The 19,102-nt window shown below is 51.1% G+C and carries 13 protein-coding genes; 9 read left to right on the forward strand and 4 right to left on the reverse strand.

Translation table 11 applies throughout. The annotated features are described in order from the left end of the window. The first annotated feature begins 153 nt into the window (after nucleotides 1-153). The 8 genes from BM231_RS22090 (at nucleotide 154) to BM231_RS22125 (ending at nucleotide 13,396) form a co-directional block, all read left to right on the forward strand. Complete coding sequence (locus BM231_RS22090) at nucleotides 154-1,509, forward strand: extracellular solute-binding protein (protein WP_093522935.1); 1,356 nt, start codon at nucleotides 154-156, stop codon at nucleotides 1,507-1,509. Nucleotides 1,510-1,609: 100 nt separating this feature from the next. Next, the gene (locus tag BM231_RS22095) at nucleotides 1,610-2,518 is read left to right on the forward strand and encodes a carbohydrate ABC transporter permease (RefSeq protein ID WP_057465211.1); all 909 of its coding nucleotides are present in this window, start codon (nucleotides 1,610-1,612) and stop codon (nucleotides 2,516-2,518) included. Continuing rightward, on the forward strand, nucleotides 2,518-3,348 hold the full coding sequence (locus BM231_RS22100; RefSeq protein WP_063291991.1) for a carbohydrate ABC transporter permease: 831 nt from the start codon (nucleotides 2,518-2,520) through the stop codon (nucleotides 3,346-3,348). Before BM231_RS22095 ends, BM231_RS22100 begins: the two co-directional genes overlap by 1 nt. Before the next feature lie 14 nt (nucleotides 3,349-3,362). Beyond that, a complete protein-coding gene (locus tag BM231_RS22105; protein ID WP_093522937.1) occupies nucleotides 3,363-4,463 on the forward strand; it encodes an ABC transporter ATP-binding protein in 1,101 nt (366 codons plus the stop codon). After that, nucleotides 4,456-5,880 (forward strand): CehA/McbA family metallohydrolase, encoded by a 1,425-nt coding sequence (locus BM231_RS22110; protein ID WP_093522939.1) that lies wholly within the window; start codon nucleotides 4,456-4,458, stop codon nucleotides 5,878-5,880. The genes BM231_RS22105 and BM231_RS22110 overlap by 8 nt, the downstream gene beginning before the upstream one ends. Nucleotides 5,881-5,891: 11 nt before the next feature. Beyond that, complete coding sequence (locus tag BM231_RS22115; RefSeq protein WP_093522941.1) at nucleotides 5,892-6,743, forward strand: sugar phosphate isomerase/epimerase family protein; 852 nt, start codon at nucleotides 5,892-5,894, stop codon at nucleotides 6,741-6,743. A 15-nt stretch (nucleotides 6,744-6,758) separates the two neighbouring features. After that, nucleotides 6,759-7,829, forward strand: coding sequence for a Gfo/Idh/MocA family protein (locus tag BM231_RS22120; RefSeq protein WP_093522943.1), 1,071 nt, complete (start codon nucleotides 6,759-6,761; stop codon nucleotides 7,827-7,829). Nucleotides 7,830-8,185: 356 nt separating this feature from the next. Next, on the forward strand, nucleotides 8,186-13,396 hold the full coding sequence (locus BM231_RS22125) for a coiled-coil domain-containing protein (protein ID WP_093522945.1): 5,211 nt from the start codon (nucleotides 8,186-8,188) through the stop codon (nucleotides 13,394-13,396). A gap of 33 nt (nucleotides 13,397-13,429) precedes the next feature. Here the strand turns inward: BM231_RS22125 and BM231_RS22130 are convergent, their stop codons facing one another. The 4 genes from BM231_RS22130 to BM231_RS22145 form a co-directional block, all read right to left on the reverse strand. Then, the gene (locus tag BM231_RS22130; protein WP_208860567.1) at nucleotides 13,430-14,509 is read right to left on the reverse strand and encodes a cytochrome-c peroxidase; all 1,080 of its coding nucleotides are present in this window, start codon (nucleotides 14,507-14,509) and stop codon (nucleotides 13,430-13,432) included. A 110-nt stretch (nucleotides 14,510-14,619) separates the two neighbouring features. Further along, nucleotides 14,620-15,330 carry an SCO family protein gene (locus BM231_RS22135; RefSeq protein WP_093522949.1) on the reverse strand — a complete coding sequence of 237 codons (711 nt, stop codon included), beginning with the start codon at nucleotides 15,328-15,330 and terminating at the stop codon, nucleotides 14,620-14,622. Nucleotides 15,331-15,395: 65 nt separating this feature from the next. Continuing rightward, nucleotides 15,396-16,706: a methanethiol oxidase gene (mtoX, locus tag BM231_RS22140; protein WP_093522951.1), complete on the reverse strand. Its 1,311-nt coding sequence runs from the start codon at nucleotides 16,704-16,706 to the stop codon at nucleotides 15,396-15,398. 22 nt (nucleotides 16,707-16,728) lie between these two features. Further along, a complete protein-coding gene (locus BM231_RS22145) occupies nucleotides 16,729-17,541 on the reverse strand; it encodes an IclR family transcriptional regulator (RefSeq protein WP_093522953.1) in 813 nt (270 codons plus the stop codon). Between the two features lie 211 nt (nucleotides 17,542-17,752). Between BM231_RS22145 and BM231_RS22150 the strand changes: the two genes are divergently transcribed. Next, nucleotides 17,753-19,033 carry a 2-hydroxychromene-2-carboxylate isomerase gene (locus BM231_RS22150; protein ID WP_093522955.1) on the forward strand — a complete coding sequence of 427 codons (1,281 nt, stop codon included), beginning with the start codon at nucleotides 17,753-17,755 and terminating at the stop codon, nucleotides 19,031-19,033. Nucleotides 19,034-19,102 lie beyond the last annotated feature (69 nt).

Here is a 19,102-nt window from a genome sequence, read left to right on the forward strand (position 1 = left end):
AAATATTTGCTGGCGTAATATTTTAGAATCCTCTTGATTTTCTCTTCAGTATTGACGGATAGTGAAAACGTGTTCATTTTAAATTCACTGATCGATTTCTCAAGATTAGTGACAAGGCACACCAACACAGGATGCCCTGGGGGGATAATTTAGATGAGTAAATTGCGTAGTTATGCATTGGGTCTTGCAGCTGCCACAGCATTGGCCGGGCCAGCGATGGCAACCGACGTCACAATCACTTGCCGTTGTGTGGAAGGCGGCGTGAACAGTGCAGCGGCCGTCTGGCTGAAGACAAGCGTCATTCCTGGCTTTGAAACCATGATGAAAGCCACGGGCAAAGACGTAAATGTAATTTTTAAAGAGTTTGCCGGAAAAGACGAGCAGCTGACACAACAGCTTGCATTGGACTTCTCAACCGGTGCAGGCGCGGACGTATCATCGTTCGACGGCTTCCTTATTCCAAACTTCGTAGACGCAGGCCTGCTGAAGCCATTGGAAGAGGTTGCTGGCGCAGAAGTGAACCAGTGGGAAGGCTGGTCTCACATTTCTGAAGGCTCCAAAGAGCTGATGTCCTACGGCGGCAAGGCCTACGGTATCGCGCTTGGCACTGACAGCCGCATGATCTTTGTGCGCAAAGACATCTTCGCGCAGGCCGGCATTGATGCGGATACATGGCAGCCAACATCCTGGAAAGACGTTCTGGATGCGGCACGCACCATCAAGAAGGCAATGCCTAAATCCGCTCCGCTTCAGCTAAATGCGGGCGTTTCCATGGGCGAAGCAACCACCATGCAGGGCTACTGGATGGCCATTCTCGGCACCGGCGAAGGCATGCTGGACGAGAACGGTAAGTGGATCGTCTCCTCACAAGGCATTCTCGATACGCTGAACCTCTACAAAACCATCTATGTTGATGAAAAGCTTGGCGACAAACGCGCACAGCTGCTTGGTGATGGCCGTAACCGGACTTTCGCAAACTTCCGTGATGGCAAAACAGCCATGCTGGTTGAAGGCGACTGGTTCTACCGCTCAGTCACCAAGCCGGGCGCTGAATTTGAAGTCAAAGACCGCGACGTCAACATGACTTGGAAGAAGATGCCAGCTCAGGAGCCAGGCAAAGGTTTCCGTGGTCAGGACTTCGTGACCATGTCCGGTGGTACGGGTTTTGTGATCAATCCAAACTCCAAAGCTCCAAAAGAGTCCTGGGCTCTGCTGTCCTACATGAACTCCAAAGAGCAGCTCGATGCATTCCAGGCGATCAACCCGCGTGTTCGTATTCGTGATGATGTCTGGATCCCGAACTCTGACTTCCTGACAGAAACCTCTCAGACACTTCTGCCATTGACCACAGCTCGTCCAAACAACGCCTACTACAACAAAGTTTCTGTTGCAGTGCAGCGTATGACAGAAGCCGTTGTCTCCGGTGAACAGACACCAGAACAGGCAATGGCGCAGTACAAATCTGACGTCACCGCCATTGTTGGTGAAGAAAACACCGTCAGCAAATAAGGCTCACGCCAACTCCGGAGCGGGGCGCGCTCATCTTGCGCGCCCTTATCCTCTCCCTGATCTTCCGATCCAGTAATCTCCCTTCTTGGGAAGGTGTATTTTGAAGAACTTCTCTTTGTTGTCTGTGCGCGCGGGAACGCTGTTTTTCTCGCCCGCTGCGGCTCTTGTCGGCGCATTTGTGATCGTCCCTTTCTTCTGGGTGATCTTTGTCTCCTTCACCAACAGAACTCTGCTTGGTAAAACAGCTCTCAACCCCGAATTTGTCGGGTTTGATAATTACGTCGCCCTGTTCAACATGGAAACGTTCTTCACACGAGGCCAGTTTGGGTTCTCGCTCATTCTTACAATTCAGTTTGTGCTGCTCTCCGCTCTTATCGGGCAGGCGCTGCTGGGTATGATCCTCGCGTGGTTGCTGCAATCAACACCCAAATACGTCAAGGTTTTCTCTGAATCTGCCGTCATCGTGGCTTGGATTCTGCCAGAAGTCGTAATCGGTTTCGCCTGGTTCGCCTTCCTTGATTACGACAACGGCACCTTGAATATGCTGACAACAGCACTCGGGCTGGAGCCGGGAGACTGGTTGCTGGACAATCCGTTCTGGGTGATCGTGTTCTTCAACACCTGGCGCGGTGCAGCGTTCTCCATGATGCTGTTCAACTCCGCGTTTGCCTCTCTTCCGCCAAGCTATTTTCAGGCCGCTGATGTTGCTGGCGCGACGTCTTTCCAAAAATTCAAAGACATCGCCTTGCCGCTCATCAAAGGGCACGTGGTGACAGATCTGATCCTCATCACCATGTGGACGTTCAACGTGTTTACCCCGTTCCTGCTGACACAAGGCGGCCCGTCATACCGCACCGAATTGCTGTCCATCTACACGTATCGCGTCGCCTTTAAAGACTTTGAGTTTGGCAAAGGGGCCGCCGTTGGCGTGGTCATCATGTTGATCAACCTTGCCTTTGCTCTGTTCTATCTGCGCATCGCAAAACAGAAACATAAGGGAGCGGAATAATGACCCTCTCATTCCAGCAAATTCTGTCTCGTATCAGCTTCTCTGTTCTTGCAGCCCTGATCGGCATCTGCTTTGCCTTGCCTTTGATCTGGTTCCTGTTCGCTCCCTTCAACGCGCGGGCAGAACTCGGACTGGAAATTCCAAGTCCGTTTACGCTGAAAAACTTCTTCACCGTCTTTGAAAACACCTTCGCAATGCGCGGATTGCTGAACTCGTTCATCCAAAGCATTGGCGGCGTGGTTCTTGTCGGTTTCGCAGCGACTTTGGCAGCCTATGCTTTGTCACGCTCGGACATTCCCGGCAAAAAAAGCATCACATACCTGTTGCTGCTTTTCTCCTCCGTGGTGTCTGGCAGTGCGGCAATGGTTCCAATCTTCCTGATCGTCTCCAAGCTCGGCCTCATCGATACCCATGTCGCTGTAATCCTTGTCTTTGCTGGCGGTCTGCTGCCAACAGCCATGTTCATCCTGCGCGACTTTATCGACGGTATCCCCAAGTCCTACGAGGAAAGCGCGATGGTCGCCGGGGCGTCCTCCATGCAGGCTTTCCGTGATGTGGCTCTGCCAGTCATCCGTCCGGGCATCGTGGTTGTTGTGGTCTGGGCCTTCGTGAATATCTGGGGCAGCTTCCTGATCCCGTTCATTCTGCTGCGCTCTGACGAGTTGATGCCTGCTTCTGTGGCCATCTACTCCTTCTATTCTGAAGCTGGAACGCCAATCGTTACGCTGCTTGCAGCCTATGCGCTGATCTACTCGTTCCCTGTCATCTCTCTCTATCTGTTCGTAAACTGGAAGTTTGGTTTCCGGTTCTTCGGCGGCATTAAAGCATAATCGGAAGAACAAAAATGGCTTCTATCTCCTTTCAAAACGTCACCAAGTCTTTCGGCGATTTTAATGCAGTCTCCAATGCCAGCTTTGAGATCAATGACGGCGAGTTCATCTGCCTGCTTGGCCCTTCCGGATGCGGGAAAACCACCAGCTTGCGCATGATTGCAGGGCTGGAAACACCAACCAGTGGCCGCATCTATATCGGTGATAAAGATGTAACTGGCCTGCATCCCCGCGACCGCAAAATCTCCATGGTGTTTCAGGATTACGCACTCTACCCGCACATGAACATCAGCCAGAACATCGCTTATCCGCTAAAAGTTCGTGGTGAGAATGAAGCAACCCGCGGCGAACGTGCGCAGGAAGTCGCTGATGTTCTCAAGATCGGCCATCTTCTAGATCGTTTGCCAGCGCAGATTTCAGGTGGTCAGCAACAGCGCACGTCACTTGCTCGTGCACTGGTCAACCCAAGTCAGGTCTACCTGTTTGATGAGCCGCTCTCCAACCTTGATGCAAAACTGCGTCTGGAAGCACGCGGCTTCCTACACCACCTGCAACACAGCATGGGCATGACCTCGGTTTACGTCACACACGATCAGGCCGAAGCCATGGCACTCGCCACCCGCGTTGCGGTTATGGATCAGGGACGGATCGTTCAGTTCGCAACCCCAATGGAAATCTACCGCAAGCCAGCAACTACCTTTGTGGCAAATTTCGTCGGCAACCCGCCTATGAACCTTTTGCCAGTGGAAGCAATGGTGGAAGACAACAGGCTGAAGGTCAAAGCTGACGGTCTGGATGTTGCAGACATCCCAATGCAGCGCTCCTTTGCAGAAGCTGTTGCCAACAACCCCAACATCACACTGGGTGTCCGTCCAGAGCACCTGCGTGCAACAGCAGAAGCTGAAAACGTGGTACGTGGCAAGCTGTTCGCCAATGAAAACATGGGCGCGGAAAAGCTTGTCACCATTGAACGCCCGGATGCTGCTCGCTTCACAGCCCGCATCTTCACAGATGACGACATCATCCTGTCAGAGGATGTGGCTCTCGGCTTCTCCAGTCAGCACATCTCGCTGTTTGATACCGACGGAAACAGATTGGCACTGGACGATGAGTGACACTCTGGACCACCTCAAATTACAGCACCACATCACGAAGGCGGATCAGACAGCTGATCCGTACTTCTATCTGGAATTTGAGGTGCCGGAAGGAACGACACGTTTCGACGTGTCGCTGAATTACCCCAAGGCTAAGGATTGTATCATCGATCTTGGATGCCTTGATCCCGAGATCACGCCGTTTCCGGCAATCTCGGGGTTTCGTGGCTGGAGCGGGGGCGCCCGCGACAGCTTTTTCATCGCACTGGATGACGCCACACCGGGCTACGTGCACGGCCAGATTGAACCGGGTAAATGGCAGATCATCCTGGGTCTTTATAAAGTGCCGGAAAATGGTGCGGATGTTGAGCTCACCATCTCCTTCGATCAGGCACCCAGAAAGCTTGCACCACAGCCCGTCACACCCAATCCGGTGCGCCAAGGGGCAGGGTGGTACAAGGGAGATCTGCACTGCCACACCTTTCATTCCGATGCACGCGGCGCGCCTGAGCTGCTCCACGCAGCTGCGAAACAGGCAGGACTGGACTTTCTGGCCATCGCAGATCACAACACCACCACCCAGCGCAGATACTTCCATCCGCACTCCTCGCAAGACCTTGTCTTTGTAAGAGGCATGGAGGTCACCACGGCAGTCGGTCACGCCAATGTATTCGGCATCGATGACTGGCTCGACTTCCGCATGACGAAACCAGACCACGCCCACATCGTCGCCAAAGCGGCCCATGACCGCGGTGGTCTGTTCTCTATCAATCACGACAAACCGCCGATCGACTGGACTTACGAGCTGCCAGAGACCGACTGCATGGAAGTCTGGCAATCTGCATGGCTCATGTATAATTGGGTGTCACTGGCACGCTATCAGAAGCGCCTGAGCGATGGACATCAGATTTCCCTTGTTGGCGGCAGCGACTACCATCAGCCTGACCGGCTCTTACCAGAAGGGCCGCTCGTGCTCGCCCGCCCGACAACAGTGCTCTGGCTGGACGAACTCAGCGAGCAAGCGGTGCTGAGCGCTATGAAAGCTGGGCTTGGATATGTGACCGAAGGGCCAGACGGTCCGCACCTGTCGCTCACCTCCGGCTTGGCGCGAATGGGCGAGGCAGTGTCCAAGGATACCTCAAACTTCTCCGTACACATCAAGGGCGCCAAAGGGGATGTGTTGCGCTGGGTGGATGCAACAGGCTTGCGGAAAGAAGACGTCCTCACCGAAGACGAACAGCAGACTTCCTTCAATCAGCCAGTCACAGGATTCCTGCGAACTGAGATCGTTGCGCGCGAAAACCACACAGAGCTGCTTGCAGAATTCCTGGGTGCATTCAAAGGCAAAAAGCTTCCTTTGGGGCTCACTGAGGAAGACATACTGGAACAGCCCATCATCCGGGCTCTTTCCAATCCAATATACATAGTAACGGAATAGGACAGCACGGCATGTTGATTGGGAATGCACCGTGTTCATGGGGCGTCTGTTATCCAACAGGCAACGCATACGCGCCAGAGGAATATCTGGCAGAGGTCGCAGGCGCAGGCTACCAAGGGACCGAACTTGGCCCGCTCGGCTACCTGCCAAAGGATATAGAGGTCATCAAGCCCATGCTGGCCCAGCATGATCTCACCCTGATCGGTGCAACTCATGTGCACACGTTCTCTCAGCCGGAAACCAGCGCCCGGTTTCATGAAGACATGCAAGCACAAGGTAAGCTCCTGTCATCGCTTGGCGCTAAGCATCTGGTGGTGATGGATGAAAGCAACGTCTACCCATCAAACCAGCTCGGTGTGATGACACGGGCTGCACGCAATCACATGTATGAGGACCTCACAAAGGCACATGCAATGCTTGCGGAGACCTACGGTGTTGCGCTGAGTTTTCACCCCCACATCGGCACATGCGTTGAACTGGAAGCGCAGATTGATGATCTGCTGCAGAACACACCGCTCAACCTGTGCCTTGATACAGGCCATCATGCGTTTTGGGGGCAGGATCCACTCGCGTATATGCAGCGCAAGTGGGACCGCATTGACTACATGCATCTGAAAAACGTTGATCCAGCTGTGCGCACGCGCGTTCTGTCTGGCGAACTCAGCGTTCCTGCGTCTCTGGCTGCAGGTGTCATGTGCCCACTTGCAGATGGAGCCGTTGATATTGCGGCGGTTATGGATGTCCTGCGGGCAAGGGACTTCCGGGGACCAGTTGTTGTTGAGCAAGATATCGCTGAAAACGCAAGTGAAACACCTCTGGAACTCGCCCGCCGCAACTTCACCTATATTGCAAAACTCGCGTAAGTCTGAGGAAGAACAATGTCACTGTCCGTTGGAATTATTGGGCTGGGCGAAGTCGCTCAGTTGATGCACCTGCCACTCCTTGCAGATGATAACCGGTTCACCATCTCGGCCATCAGCGATGTCTCCAACGAGCTTATGGAGTACATCGGAGACCGCTACGGTGTTGCAAAGGGCTATGCTGCGGCCTCAGACCTGATTGCGGACCGTTCACTGGATGCAATCTTTATTCTGACACCAGATCATTTGCATGCAGATCTCTTGTCAGAGGCGATGAAAGCCGGCAAGCACGTCTTCATCGAAAAGCCGGTCTGCCTCAATAAGCACCAGATACCAGCATTGTTGGAAGAACAAAAGCACTGCAGCAGTGTCGTGTTCGTCGGGTACATGCGCCGTTACTCCCGCAGCTTTCTGGCTTTGAAAGAGCGCATGCCCGATCTGGAAAACATCCGCCACGTTCGTATCCGCGATATCATCCGCGAAGCGCCATACTTCACCCGCCAGACGAGACCCGTCGTCCGCGGTAGCGACGTACCGCAGGAGCTTATCAAGGAAGGGCAACAACGCACCTCGTCCATGCTCCGTGAGATCATGGGGCAGGACGCCCGCGAAGATCAGTTGCGCGCCTATCAGGTGCTGACCGGTTTATCCTCGCACAGCTTCTCTGCCATGCGTGATCTGCTCGGCATGCCAAAGGCTGTGAGCTACGCCAAGCAGCATGGCGGTGAGACGGTGATGGTCCTGTTTGATTATGGTCACTTCACAGCGCTGTACGAAGCTGTCATCTCAGACATTGCTGAGTTTGATGCAGGCATCGAAGTGTTGACCCAGCACGAGCGGTACCAGGTGACTTATGATACACCGTACATTCGTAATCTACCGACACAACTTAGTATCACACGATCAACCGATGAGCAGACCACCAAAGAGGTGATTGGCCCGTCCTATGAAGATCCGTTCCGGATTGAACTGGATGCTTTCTATAAAGCGATAAAGGACGGGGAGTTTTACGAAACAACGCTAACCGACGCAGCAAACGACTTAGCCTTGTTTGCCGAAGTTGGGCGAAAATTCTTGAATGAGAACTAAATAAATAACTTGTTATAACAGTAGGTTATATAGCATTCCCGATTCATTTTATCAGGAGTGCTAGCTCATGTAGGCGTCTGCGTGCTCACATTTCAACGCAAACCAACGCAAACCAACGCAAAGCCGCTCACCGCCCAATTTACTGCGCATAAGGCACTCCATATTGCGTATTTAAATCTTGCCTCAAATACAGATTCAGGCTGTATCTAAACTTACATTAACTTAATCAAGTATCCGCAACGCATTTTTTAGCGAAAGACTTGAATTTTCCCATATCCGAAGCGCGACAACGCATAATTATGCGCAACGCAAATAGAGTGCGAAACAACAGTTTCACCGAACTTCGGAGTTTCCAAATGCCTGAGAATGATCTCCCTCAAGAGCACGAGAACTGGGCACATGAAGTCCTGAAAGCAATCAAGGTCGGATACAATGTCGAGTTTGATGTGCCGGAGGACGAACAGGTATCAGATGGCGAAAACGGGCACGAAAAAGTAGCTGTCTCCGAAGCTCAGGAAACACCGCCAGAGGTTGCAGCAGAACAGCCTGATCTAAAAGATATTGCAGTACAAAAAGCGCTCCACCAAAAAGAATTATCTAAAGCAAGCAGGAACTTAAAGTCGCTTGCTAAAGCAGTACATATAGCAGGTAAACGGCGCGATGTGTTCATTGAAGACGTCACGAAAAAGGTACTTGATGACGCCAAGCAGCTGGCTGAAGCCAACATCAGGCAAGCCAATGATATCATGAACAAGCCAGACAAAAAGGGCTTCGTCGATCTCGATAAAATGCAGGCCTTCATGGATCGCGGAGAAGAATACCTCCGGATCATGCAGACCAACTTCAAGGAAGGTCAGGAGATCAGCCTTGAAGGCATGAGGGGATTATCTGCCGAACTTCAGAAGAAAACGGATGACTTGCACAAGCAGCGTACACCGGCAGAAGCCTGGGGTGTCGATCTATCAAGGCTGGACGATGTCTACGGCCAAACCTGCGACCGCTTAACAGACCTGAACAAAGCGCTGAACGGCGGTAGCGTCGCGACCGCTAAGCAAAATATGCTCGCTGCGTCCAACAATCTTGCAATCCTCAGAGAAGTGCTGGCCAAAGCACAAATGCAGACGGAAACAGCAAAAAAAGACGTCGAAGACAGGGTGCAGGCGACAGAAACTGCAGCCGCCGAGCTTAGTGCTCGCAAAGTTGAAATCGAACATGATCCCAAAGTGTTGGGCGACTTTGAAAAAGAGTATGACGCTGTAATAGCGGACTGTAAGCAGGCTTCTGCCTCCACATCCGCTGGCAAGGGTATTGAGGCTGTAAAAGCCATTGAAAGCGCTGAGGTTCACCTCAGTGCGCTCCAGCAAGTTATGCTGCAAAGCCTGGCATCCTCACCAGAAACCTCTCAGAACGAGGGCGGCAACCAAAGCGAAGTGAAGGTGCTTACAGGCGATGCAATTGAGCTGACGAAGGAAGCAGATGAACTGCGCACTCAGGAAGATCTCATCAAGGGAAGCAGCGGTCTTCTGCCCCAGTTCAAAGATGCGGATAAGTCTGCTCGTGCTGCCATTACAGAAGCGCAAAATGATCTGCTGTCAGGAGATGTAACAGCGGCAGAAACCAAGCTTATACGCGCCAAACATGATCTGTCTGCCATGCGCGGCCTCACCATAGAGGCGCAATCCGCCATTGATATCGCAGCAGAACAGCTTTCTCTCCTGCAAAGGCAAGTGGCACCAATGATTGCCCGCCGTCAGGAGTATGTGAAACTCGCTGAGACGGATGACAGAAACATTCGGTATCTGGAGAAATTTGATCTGGTCGTTGGTGAAGTGGAAAATCACATCAGTCAGGCTGAAACTGCCATCGCAAAGGAAAACCTGAGCGAAGCCAATCAGGAAATCGCCTATGGACAGGCAGCCGTCCCAGAATTGCAGAGAGAAGTGAAGAAACTTCAATACCTTAATACGGTCAAAACTGCGGCCACCAAGGAAGAAAATGCTGAACTGTTCGCGCAGACACTGGACAAGCTGCGCGAGGATATCACCTACTTCAATGATCGCGGCGACATCTTTAAAGATAAAGAAGAAGCTGCAATTTTCGATAATCTATATGAGCGAGCCGCCAGCTACGCCAATCAGGCCGAAATCCTCTTCAAACGCAAGAAATACGATGAAGCCGACGATGCAATCGATAATTCCAATATCGCACTCAGCGGCCTGGAAATAGCCTACGAACGAGGCACCCAAACCGCAGCAAAGGTTGAAGGACTTAAGCTGGAAGTAAAAGAGGCGGCTGAGAGGGTCCAATCCTTTGAAAACGTTGCTAAAGCTATCGTAAATGAAGAACTCCGCGGGGAGTTCTTGAGCTACAAAATGGTAGCCACAGGCTACGTAAACGAAGCCCTCGATTACATCAATCAAAGCCGCATCACCGATGCCTTAAGTGCGCTTGCTGACCTGAAGCAAGCCATGACCAACCTCAACAGCTTCCTCACCAACCCACCACAACCAATGCAGCCAGAAGGCATGCAACTAGATGAATCTGAATGGGAAGTCATAGAGGAAAACCCGACCGAGGAGCAACTGGAGGAAAAACAGGATCACGAAGATTTGGTTTTGTTTGCCAGTGAGTTAAAGCTGCTGCTCTACGAAATCAAACAGATGAAAACCGCTGTTAAAGAGGGGCATAAAGTTTGGGAACGCTTCTGTGAGGGTGATTACCTCCAACGCTTCCAAACTGCTTTTGAGCAGGCCAACTCCAACCTGAGCGAAGCAACCGAATGGACACTCGGCGCCGGCAAGATGACAACTCCCGGTCCGAAAATGAGAGAAAACCAGGAACTCTTCCTTGCTAGTGCAAGAATACCTCTCTCGGAAGCCAAAAAAGCATACTGCGAAATGGAAAATGCCTTTGATGTCAGCAAGCAAATCATGACATCCGAGCTGTCCGGCCTCACATCAGGCGCTAAATACTACCTCGCTGCTATCGAGGGTATTTACAAAATCCACGAGTACGTGCGCGGATGGGATGTTGATCTAACTACCTTCGATGCCGCCTATCTCGCAGCAATGGATAATGTTGCGGAGCTGAAGGTTGCTATTGAAAATCAAGAGCTTGTGGTAGGTCGAGAGCGTTTGGATAAAGCCGAAGCCTATCGTCAGAACTTCCTCAAGAGCGCAGATCTGGCTTTGAGCCAAAGAGAAATGGAGCACACCGATCTTGTGCTTCTATATGGAGATGTTCAGTCTGAATACATGGATGCGTCCAATCAAAGGGGACGGGTTGAAAACTTCCCGGACCTAAAGAAAGCCTACGATGGCTTAGAGACCGAAATCCTCAATGGCTTCAAAACTGTCGAGGATCTCGTCGGTGCAGAGGCCGGAAAAGCCGCGGTAGTTGAACTCCTAAAAATTAGAGAAGTCAACATCAAGCTACGGGATGTTCTTGCCGATGCGGGTATCGCCTTGGCCAACGCAGAGCTGGATGATCAAGCTCAAGGTCTTGCAGAAGCGGCTGTTTTCAAAATGCGAAGTGAGAAGATCTTAGAAGACGCCAACAAATTAGCCGAAATTGCTCCGGCTTCCTACGAGAAATGGCTTCCTTTCTGTAAGGGCGATTTTGAAGAAGTGTTTAATAACTACTTTGAAGGCTTAAATCGAAGTGTAGAAGAATTGCGTAAGATCTCCCAAGGGGTGGAGCGCGCTGATTTCGTGAAAGTCACTGAAAAGATGAGAGAACTGTTACAAGAAGTGCAAAATTACTATAGCTCTATGGAGGGTATCCGGAATGTCAGCGAACAGTTTGTTAATTCTCAACTGAAGGGCCTGGGTAAGCGGGCCGATTATTTTGAGGAGCGCATCGATAAAGTCAGTCTCAGCCTTGATAAATATGCTGATTGGGGCTTGGACTTCGCCGACTTCGATACATGCTACAATGAAGCCAAAGGCTTGATAGAACAGCTGAGAGGGGCGCTTCAAAGAAGGGATTACGTAGAAGGGCAGGAACTCAATGCATTGGCAACCTCCGCAGTAAAAGCGGTCGAAGACGAGCAGGAACGTTATGCCGGCTTGTTTGAAGACGCGAAAACAAGCTTTGCAGCAGGGTTTGAAGTCTATCGACAGCAGATTGCAGACACTGTGAAACGACGCCCGGAACTGGAGAACATCAAACACCTTGCAGCAGCTTTTGATGACTGCGAGCGCTCCGCAACTCAGGCGATCGAACGTGCACTTGATCTGATCAACTTAGGTGATCGCTTCGGACCTGATAAGGAAAGTACATACATTCTAAGTCAGCAGGATCGTCTACTTGAACTCCTTCAGGAAGCTGTCCCTCTTTCAAAAGATCCGGAAAAACTCGGTGCTACAGTCAAGGAGAGTAAGGAAAGACTGGCTGAGTTTGAGGCTATGAAAGACGACATTAAAGATGGCATGGACAAAGAAGTCTTCGCGGCCATGCAACTGCGTGGTGCAGAACACGCCGAAGCAGCACAGCGGTTGATGGATGAGGGCGACTACGAAAAAGCCGAGTTTGAGTTGTTTGCGCTTCGTGTTGTGAATGATGCTCTGCAATCAAGGCATGATTCTGGAGTAGCAATCGCGGATCAAGTTCCTGAACTTGAACAGGAAGTCGAGGATGTGACCACAGACCTCGCCGATATGGAAAAACTGCTTGATACCATCAAGGATGAAGATGATGCCGCAAACTACGGCAAGTATCACTCCATCGGTATCCGCACTGCATTGGAAGCGAAAGACTTCCTTCTCAAAGGCGAAATCCGACGCGCTCAGGCTGCACTGAACACCCTGCAATACTACCTCGACAAGCTGGAAGAAATCCTCGACAAGCAAGGCGCAAAAGGGCCGAAACGCAAGTCAGGGAAGAAAAAGTCTGGACCTGAAAGTGAGCTGGCCAACGCAGGTGAGGAAACAGTAAAACCATCCGAAGAGCTGGCACAGGAGCTGGGACTGGGGCTGGAACGTGAGGATAGCTTTGAGGCAGATAACGAGGAGAGAAAAGGGAGCCTAGAGGACGCGATAGCTGCAACTGACCAGCTTCTGGATACGGCCAAGGTAAATGCTAAGGACTTGCTGGATGCATCTGATGTTGAATACTATGGTTTGATAATCCAGAAAGCCGAAGAGCACGCCGCCGCCGCAAAGGATCACCTTGCGAATAGCAAATGGGATGATGGCGAAGAAAGCATTGAGTTGCTTATGATGGCACTGGATGCTCTACACGAAGCCCATCATATGGGCTTCGCAACTTCACAACTAGTACCGGGCTATCAAAAAGAAATCGATGAAATTGGCCAGAAGCTCATCCTACTCAATGTGAAACGCAACACGATTGGTGAAGCGACGGATTTGGCAGAGTTTGATGGGATCCGCAATAAGGCGAGTGCATCGGTATATCAGGTATTGCGCTTGCTGAAAGATAACAGCATTCGCAAAGTCAAATACGAAATGAAAACTCTGCGTGAGCATGTAGGCAATCTGGAAAAAATCCTCGGTCGTCACACTTCCAGACGCCAGAAACTGAAGGATCTGCTGAAGCGGAAGAAGTAGAGTGCGTTTGTGGGTGACTAAGACTATTGCGCCCTAGTGATTGTCGGGTGGTGATACTCTGGCTTCGCTGATCAGACAGCCCAAATCAGGAGATGTAAGGCTCTGTAGAAAGGCTTCGAGGTCTCGCATTTCAACTCCTGTAAGACCAAGCGGACGGATGCGCGGATCTTGGCTGCTTATCTGAGAGCCTCCTTGGTTATAGAACTCAATGACCTCGGAAAGCGTGCTGAAATGGCCGTCGTGCATGTAAGGTGGCGTTACAGTAAGATTGCGCAGTGAGGGGGTACGAAATCTCCATCTGTCAGCTGGGTCTTCTGTCACCTCATAACGTCCAAGATCCGCCTCTCGCTTTGCACTGACAGAGTGGATCTTTGAAAAAGCCATTTCATGCACCACTCCGGGGGCAACTTGAACAGGAATGCTTGTCGGGGGATTTTGACGCTCAATGTCACGCAGTTGAGCATATCCAGTGTCATGGAAACGCTCATCCGTAAAGAGAGCGTGATCATCTCCAATCAAGTGGCATGCACTGCAATTTCCTTTACCTGTAAAGATCTGAAAACCGCGCTTCACATCGGCACTGACTGCGGCTTCATCACCGCCAAAGTGCCATTGATCAAAAGGGCTGTTCCCCGCGAGCACTGACCTTTGGTACGCGCCAAGGGCCATCCCAATCCTGTCGAGAGACGCCTGAGCCTCGAAGGCATCTTCAAACATCAATGCGTATTCTGGAAGTTTGTTCAAAAGGGTAACAACATACCCCGCAGATGGATTTGCCATCTCGTTTCGCGCGGTCAATGGACCGATGAATTGCGTCTCCAGCGCATGATCCCGGCCATCGTGAAACAGCACATTCAGGTGGCCAACATTCAAAATGCTTGGTGAGTTTCGCTTAAGACTGCGCCCTTCAACTCCAATGGCTGTGCTCAGTTCCCAGTTGGTGAACCCTTGTTCTGGAACGTGGCACATGGCGCAAGACATTGTGCGATTGATTGACAAACGCCGATCGAAAAACAACTTCCGGCCCAACTCAATCTTTGCAACACTAGGCGAATTGTCGTACGGGTGGAGGACGGGTGGAAGCCCGAGCGGAGCAGAGAGGCTTCGTTTCAAAGCGGTCTCAGACCAATCTTGTGCGTCTGCGATACACTGTGATTGTGCGTGTGCGCTAACTGCCCAATTTAGGAAACTGGCAATTATATATGGAAGAAACAACTGGCGCATCAAGACCTGCTTTCTTCCAGTAAAAGCGTTTCCACGTCAGTGATCAGGAGCCTCGGGTCGATGGTTCCAAGGCCATAGACGTTACGCACAATACCTTCTCGATCAACCAGATACATCCGTAAAAGGTGATTGATGACCTCCTGATCGTTTGAGCGATCAATGACTTGACCAAACCCATCCAGAATAGGTTGCAGATCAGTCAGGTCTGCACTCGTGAGTACGTGCCATTTAAGCTTCTGATCGGCATTCGCGTCGATTTGCAAGGGGTATGCAAAGGAGTTGATGGCCTCCACCGTATCGCGGGCAGGATCAAAACTGATTGTTATGAGCTGCACGTCCTCCCTCAATCCAGGGAGCTTTTGGCTGGCATCATGAATTTCAAAGAGTGTCGACATGGCGATCGGACACCCATTCTCATCTCCGCACATCAGATAGACAAAACTCACCAGATTGATCTTGCCTTTGGTCAGCGCTGCAAGTGAATGCCTCTGTCCATTTACATCCAGAACGTGCCCATCTGGAACTGTCTTGAACCGGTTCAGTGTGTAAGAACCCGGTTTAGGAGGATCAAATTGAAACTCTTCATGAGGGGTAAATACATCCGCAAATGGGCGAGTGGGTGCAGCTTGCCCAGCTATCAAGGTGTACCAGAGTGCAGGAAGTGTTGCAGCAACACCACTGAAAATGAGGAGTTTTTTCAAAACACGCATGCATCAGACCTAATGAATTAAAAAGGCATGGGGCAACACGCGTGCTGCCCCAAAACGAGTTTGGTCTAGCTCGTATAGAGCTCAGAACTGCCAAAACGCATGATGTGCGCTCGGCCAAGGCCAAGCTTGTAAAAATCGATATCAAAGTCTTCGATCAGCTCTTTCCCATCCCAGGTGTATGCACGCAGATATTGCACATCATCGTCCCCCTTCTTGTCCCAGTTCGCAAGCAAAGAGGAGCTGAAATAGACCCGTTTCCCATCCCAGCTCTGGCTGACCATGTTGACTTGACGGTCAATGGTTTTCTCATAAATTTGAGAGGGGTTATGCGGATCAGAAATATCGAAGAGCCGTGTTTTGCCATCCATGAAGCTGTTGACCCAAAGTGTCTGGTCATCCGCCGCAATGGAGATATCGACCGGAAGTGGAATGTCCGCAGGATTGCCAATATCGGCAACATCCTTGGCCTGCCATTCTCCGCTGTCATCCTCATAAATCAACCAGAGCTTGGAAGTAAGTGCAGTGGTAGAAAAGGCATAGTTTGCGTTTGGCCCCCACGGGAAGCGGATCTCTAGCGGTGCTCCCGGTACATTGAAGACCTTGCGTGGCTGACGAGTATGCAGATCCCATTGAACAATCGTATTACCAAACCGTTTCATCGCGTCGGTATCTTGCAGCATTTGGCCAAAATCCATCATGTAGTTTGACCAGCCCGTAAAGGAGGAGGTCAACATGATGTTCTTGCGAATGAGCGCGCGAATGTCATATCCGTAGCCGTCCGCAACAGCATCTCCCACAGCGACGGCACCCTGCATATCACTGGTGGTTGGCATCCAATAAGTGGCCACATAGTCGCCGGCATCATTGTATTCAACCAGTGCAGTGCGACCGCCATGATCGTCATCATTGGAAAGTCCGGTGATCATCATGCTGCCGGGAAGGGCAAAGAAAGTGTGAGGTCCAACAACACCGCCAGAATCCTTGACGAAACTTTCAATAGTTTTGTGCAGAGATGGTTTTGAGGGATCGGTGTGCACGTCGAAAATGAAGATGCGATTGGTATCCAGACCGCCCGTCCAGAAATAGCGTCGATCTGCTGAGAAGCCGCCATGATGCGCCTCATTTCGTCCACCGACGGAGAGACTGTTGATCACCTGACCGCGCATGGGTGAGTCTGGCCGTAGATCAATGGTAACAAGCTTGTCTTGCTCATCTCCCATGCCCTCAACGCCTAATGTCCAGACATATACGAATTCTTCCTGTCCGGTGATCTTGGGCATATACGGTGATTGACAGGTTTCATCTGCAAAAGCTCTAAACGGTCCGGCAGCAGCCGCAGCAGCAACAACCAGTGCTCCAAATTCTCTTCTATTCATAAGATCCTCCCATAGAAATCAATTAATGAGTATTTCGAATTGCCTCCAACTCGCCGGTAAGAGCCACTAAATTTGCTCTTTCGGCATCAACAATTGAGCAGTGCTGAATGGCAGCTGCTGCGCGTATATTTTCTTTTTTGAGCAGAGGTAAAATATCTGTGTGAAGCCGGGGCTTTATCCGGTTTGAGGGACCGACAACACCCATGCTGAAGAGTGCTCCAAGCCGGTCAACCATGATAGGAACGGCAACGCTGGTGACACCATCATCAATCTCGCCATCACAAAGCGCATACCCGTCACGCCGTACGTTTTGCAGCTCTGTTGCAATGTCAGAGGTGGCCATAAGAGTGTCAGGCGTAAATTGAACACGCTCGGTTTCCAGCAGTTCATCACGCAGCTCTGGCAATATAAAAGCAGCGATTGCTTTGGCGGAGGAACATGCATGAGCAGGCCTGACCCCAAGGCCCGGATAAATATAAGATATCGATGGATCACTGGGCGGTTCAACATGGATGAGGTCAACCCGGCCACCACGATATCGCGCCAGAAAAGCCGTCTCCCCAAGCTCAATCACAAGCCGGTGGATCATGGCAGAGACAGCCTTGATGACATGAGACTCTGATTTTCCGGTGAGGGCAATTTTGATGAACCGGATACCCAGGACATACCGTTTGCCATCCTCCACCTCATCCAGAAAACCGCATTGGAGCAAAGACGACAGATTTCGATAGATCGTGGCTCTAGGCAGCTTGGTCATCTGCGCAAGGTCGTTCGCGCTGACCGGCTTAGCGGCTCCAGCAACAGATTCCAGCAGCTGTATCAAACGTTCCTGCATGAGATTCTCACATAATGGACGTTTGAAGCGTATTCTGAGAAAAGATTATCCGACAACCCGTAAGATTTGACAGGGTGAGAGCGGATCTCAGCGGCTTACGACATGCGAATATACGTCTCTGATACCGCAGAGACCTATCAAGCATCTCGTTGCGGCAAAAGAAATTGCAGGTTAACGTTGCACCTCATTTTTGGATGGAGGAGCTGTCTCAATGTCTTTTCGCTCAGCAATAAAGTCGAGAATTGCAGAATACATTACGAGTGAAACAAGAGTGCAGCGCAAACGCAGCTCCTTTGAAAAACAACGCAGCCGACGCGGTGAGGGGCATGAAGTCCACTATTTTCATCATGTTGCAGATCCATACGCTCACCTGACGCTACAAGCACTTGGGGACTTTCAAAGGCTCTATGCAGTCACGATGAAGATCCATCTGATCTCAGGCCCGCCTGATTGGGCAGTACCCGAAAGGTCTGCGCTGGAAGCGTACGCACGAACAGACGCGACCTTCCTTGCTAAACACTACGGACTTGCACACGGGCATTTTGATGCCCCGGATAAGGATCAAATAATTCAGGCAGAAATATTGATGTCAGAGGTGCTCGCCGACGATACTAACGTGAGCAAGCTTCTGGAAATAAGCAATAAATTGTGGTCTGGAGAGAAGATCCAGCCCTCAGGAAGCGGTGACAAGGCTGATCATGCCAAAACCTGTGGTGATGCGCTTTTGGCAGAATACGGGCACTATCTTGGCGCAACTTTCTATTATGGCGGTGAATGGTACTGGGGCATCGACCGGCTCCACTATCTCCAGGATCGTTTACATGAACTTGGACTTGGGCCTACTGCCTCCAACTTAGCACCAACAGTTACGCAAAAAGAGTATGCTGATACACCTCCAACGCATATGGCGATTTCTTTCTTTCTCTCGTTCCGGAGCCCATACTCCTATCTGGCGTTTGATCGTACATGCGCGCTAGCTGATCAGCAGGGAGTAACGCTTAATATTCGGCCAGTCCTGCCTATGGTCATGCGTGGCCTACCAGTGCCACCGATGAAGCGAAAATACATATTGGCTGATGCTGCGCGCGAAGCCCGCTTGCATGCTATTCCATTTGGCCGAATTTGCGACCCATTGGGAACGGCAATCGAGCGAGGCTATTCACTTCTCGACTTTGCTGAGAAAAATGGCAAGCTTAGAGAGTTTTGCAGTTCCTTCATGACCAGCGTATGGGCGAAGGGTGTTGATGCAAGCACTGACAGAGGTTTGTCACGCATCCTCTCAGAGGCTGGTCTGGATTGGCAGCAGGCACGTCTGGTGGTCGATAATGAAGACTGGCGCGCAAAAACAGAGAAGAACCGAAAGGAGCTCACAAAGCTCGGACTTTGGGGTGTGCCCAGCTTTCGCATCGGGACCACCGGTATATGGGGGCAGGACCGCCTCTGGGCCCTAGAAAACGCTATATGCGATGCCACTATGGCTGCCGAAAACTAGCCGACGTTTTCAATAAGCGTGCATTAAGCTGCAAACTGAGAAGAAACACTATAGTGACCATGGGATGTA

The organism is Pseudovibrio ascidiaceicola (assembly GCF_900114245.1).
GTDB classification, from domain to species: Bacteria; Pseudomonadota; Alphaproteobacteria; order Rhizobiales; family Stappiaceae; genus Pseudovibrio; species Pseudovibrio ascidiaceicola.

Bases quoted from the DNA above. Each gene is read 5' to 3' on its own strand.
- BM231_RS22090 (WP_093522935.1), top strand. From the start codon at position 154: ATGAGTAAATTGCGTAGTTATGCATTGGGTCTTGCAGCTGCCACAGCA.
- BM231_RS22100 (WP_063291991.1), top strand. From the start codon at position 2,518: ATGACCCTCTCATTCCAGCAAATTCTGTCTCGTATCAGCTTCTCTGTT.
- BM231_RS22105 (WP_093522937.1), top strand. From the start codon at position 3,363: ATGGCTTCTATCTCCTTTCAAAACGTCACCAAGTCTTTCGGCGATTTT.
- BM231_RS22110 (WP_093522939.1), top strand. From the start codon at position 4,456: ATGAGTGACACTCTGGACCACCTCAAATTACAGCACCACATCACGAAG.
- BM231_RS22115 (WP_093522941.1), top strand. From the start codon at position 5,892: ATGTTGATTGGGAATGCACCGTGTTCATGGGGCGTCTGTTATCCAACA.
- BM231_RS22120 (WP_093522943.1), top strand. From the start codon at position 6,759: ATGTCACTGTCCGTTGGAATTATTGGGCTGGGCGAAGTCGCTCAGTTG.
- BM231_RS22125 (WP_093522945.1), top strand. From the start codon at position 8,186: ATGCCTGAGAATGATCTCCCTCAAGAGCACGAGAACTGGGCACATGAA.
- BM231_RS22135 (WP_093522949.1), bottom strand. From the start codon at position 15,330: ATGCGTGTTTTGAAAAAACTCCTCATTTTCAGTGGTGTTGCTGCAACA.
- mtoX (WP_093522951.1), bottom strand. From the start codon at position 16,706: ATGAATAGAAGAGAATTTGGAGCACTGGTTGTTGCTGCTGCGGCTGCT.
- BM231_RS22145 (WP_093522953.1), bottom strand. From the start codon at position 17,541: ATGCAGGAACGTTTGATACAGCTGCTGGAATCTGTTGCTGGAGCCGCT.
- BM231_RS22150 (WP_093522955.1), top strand. From the start codon at position 17,753: ATGTCTTTTCGCTCAGCAATAAAGTCGAGAATTGCAGAATACATTACG.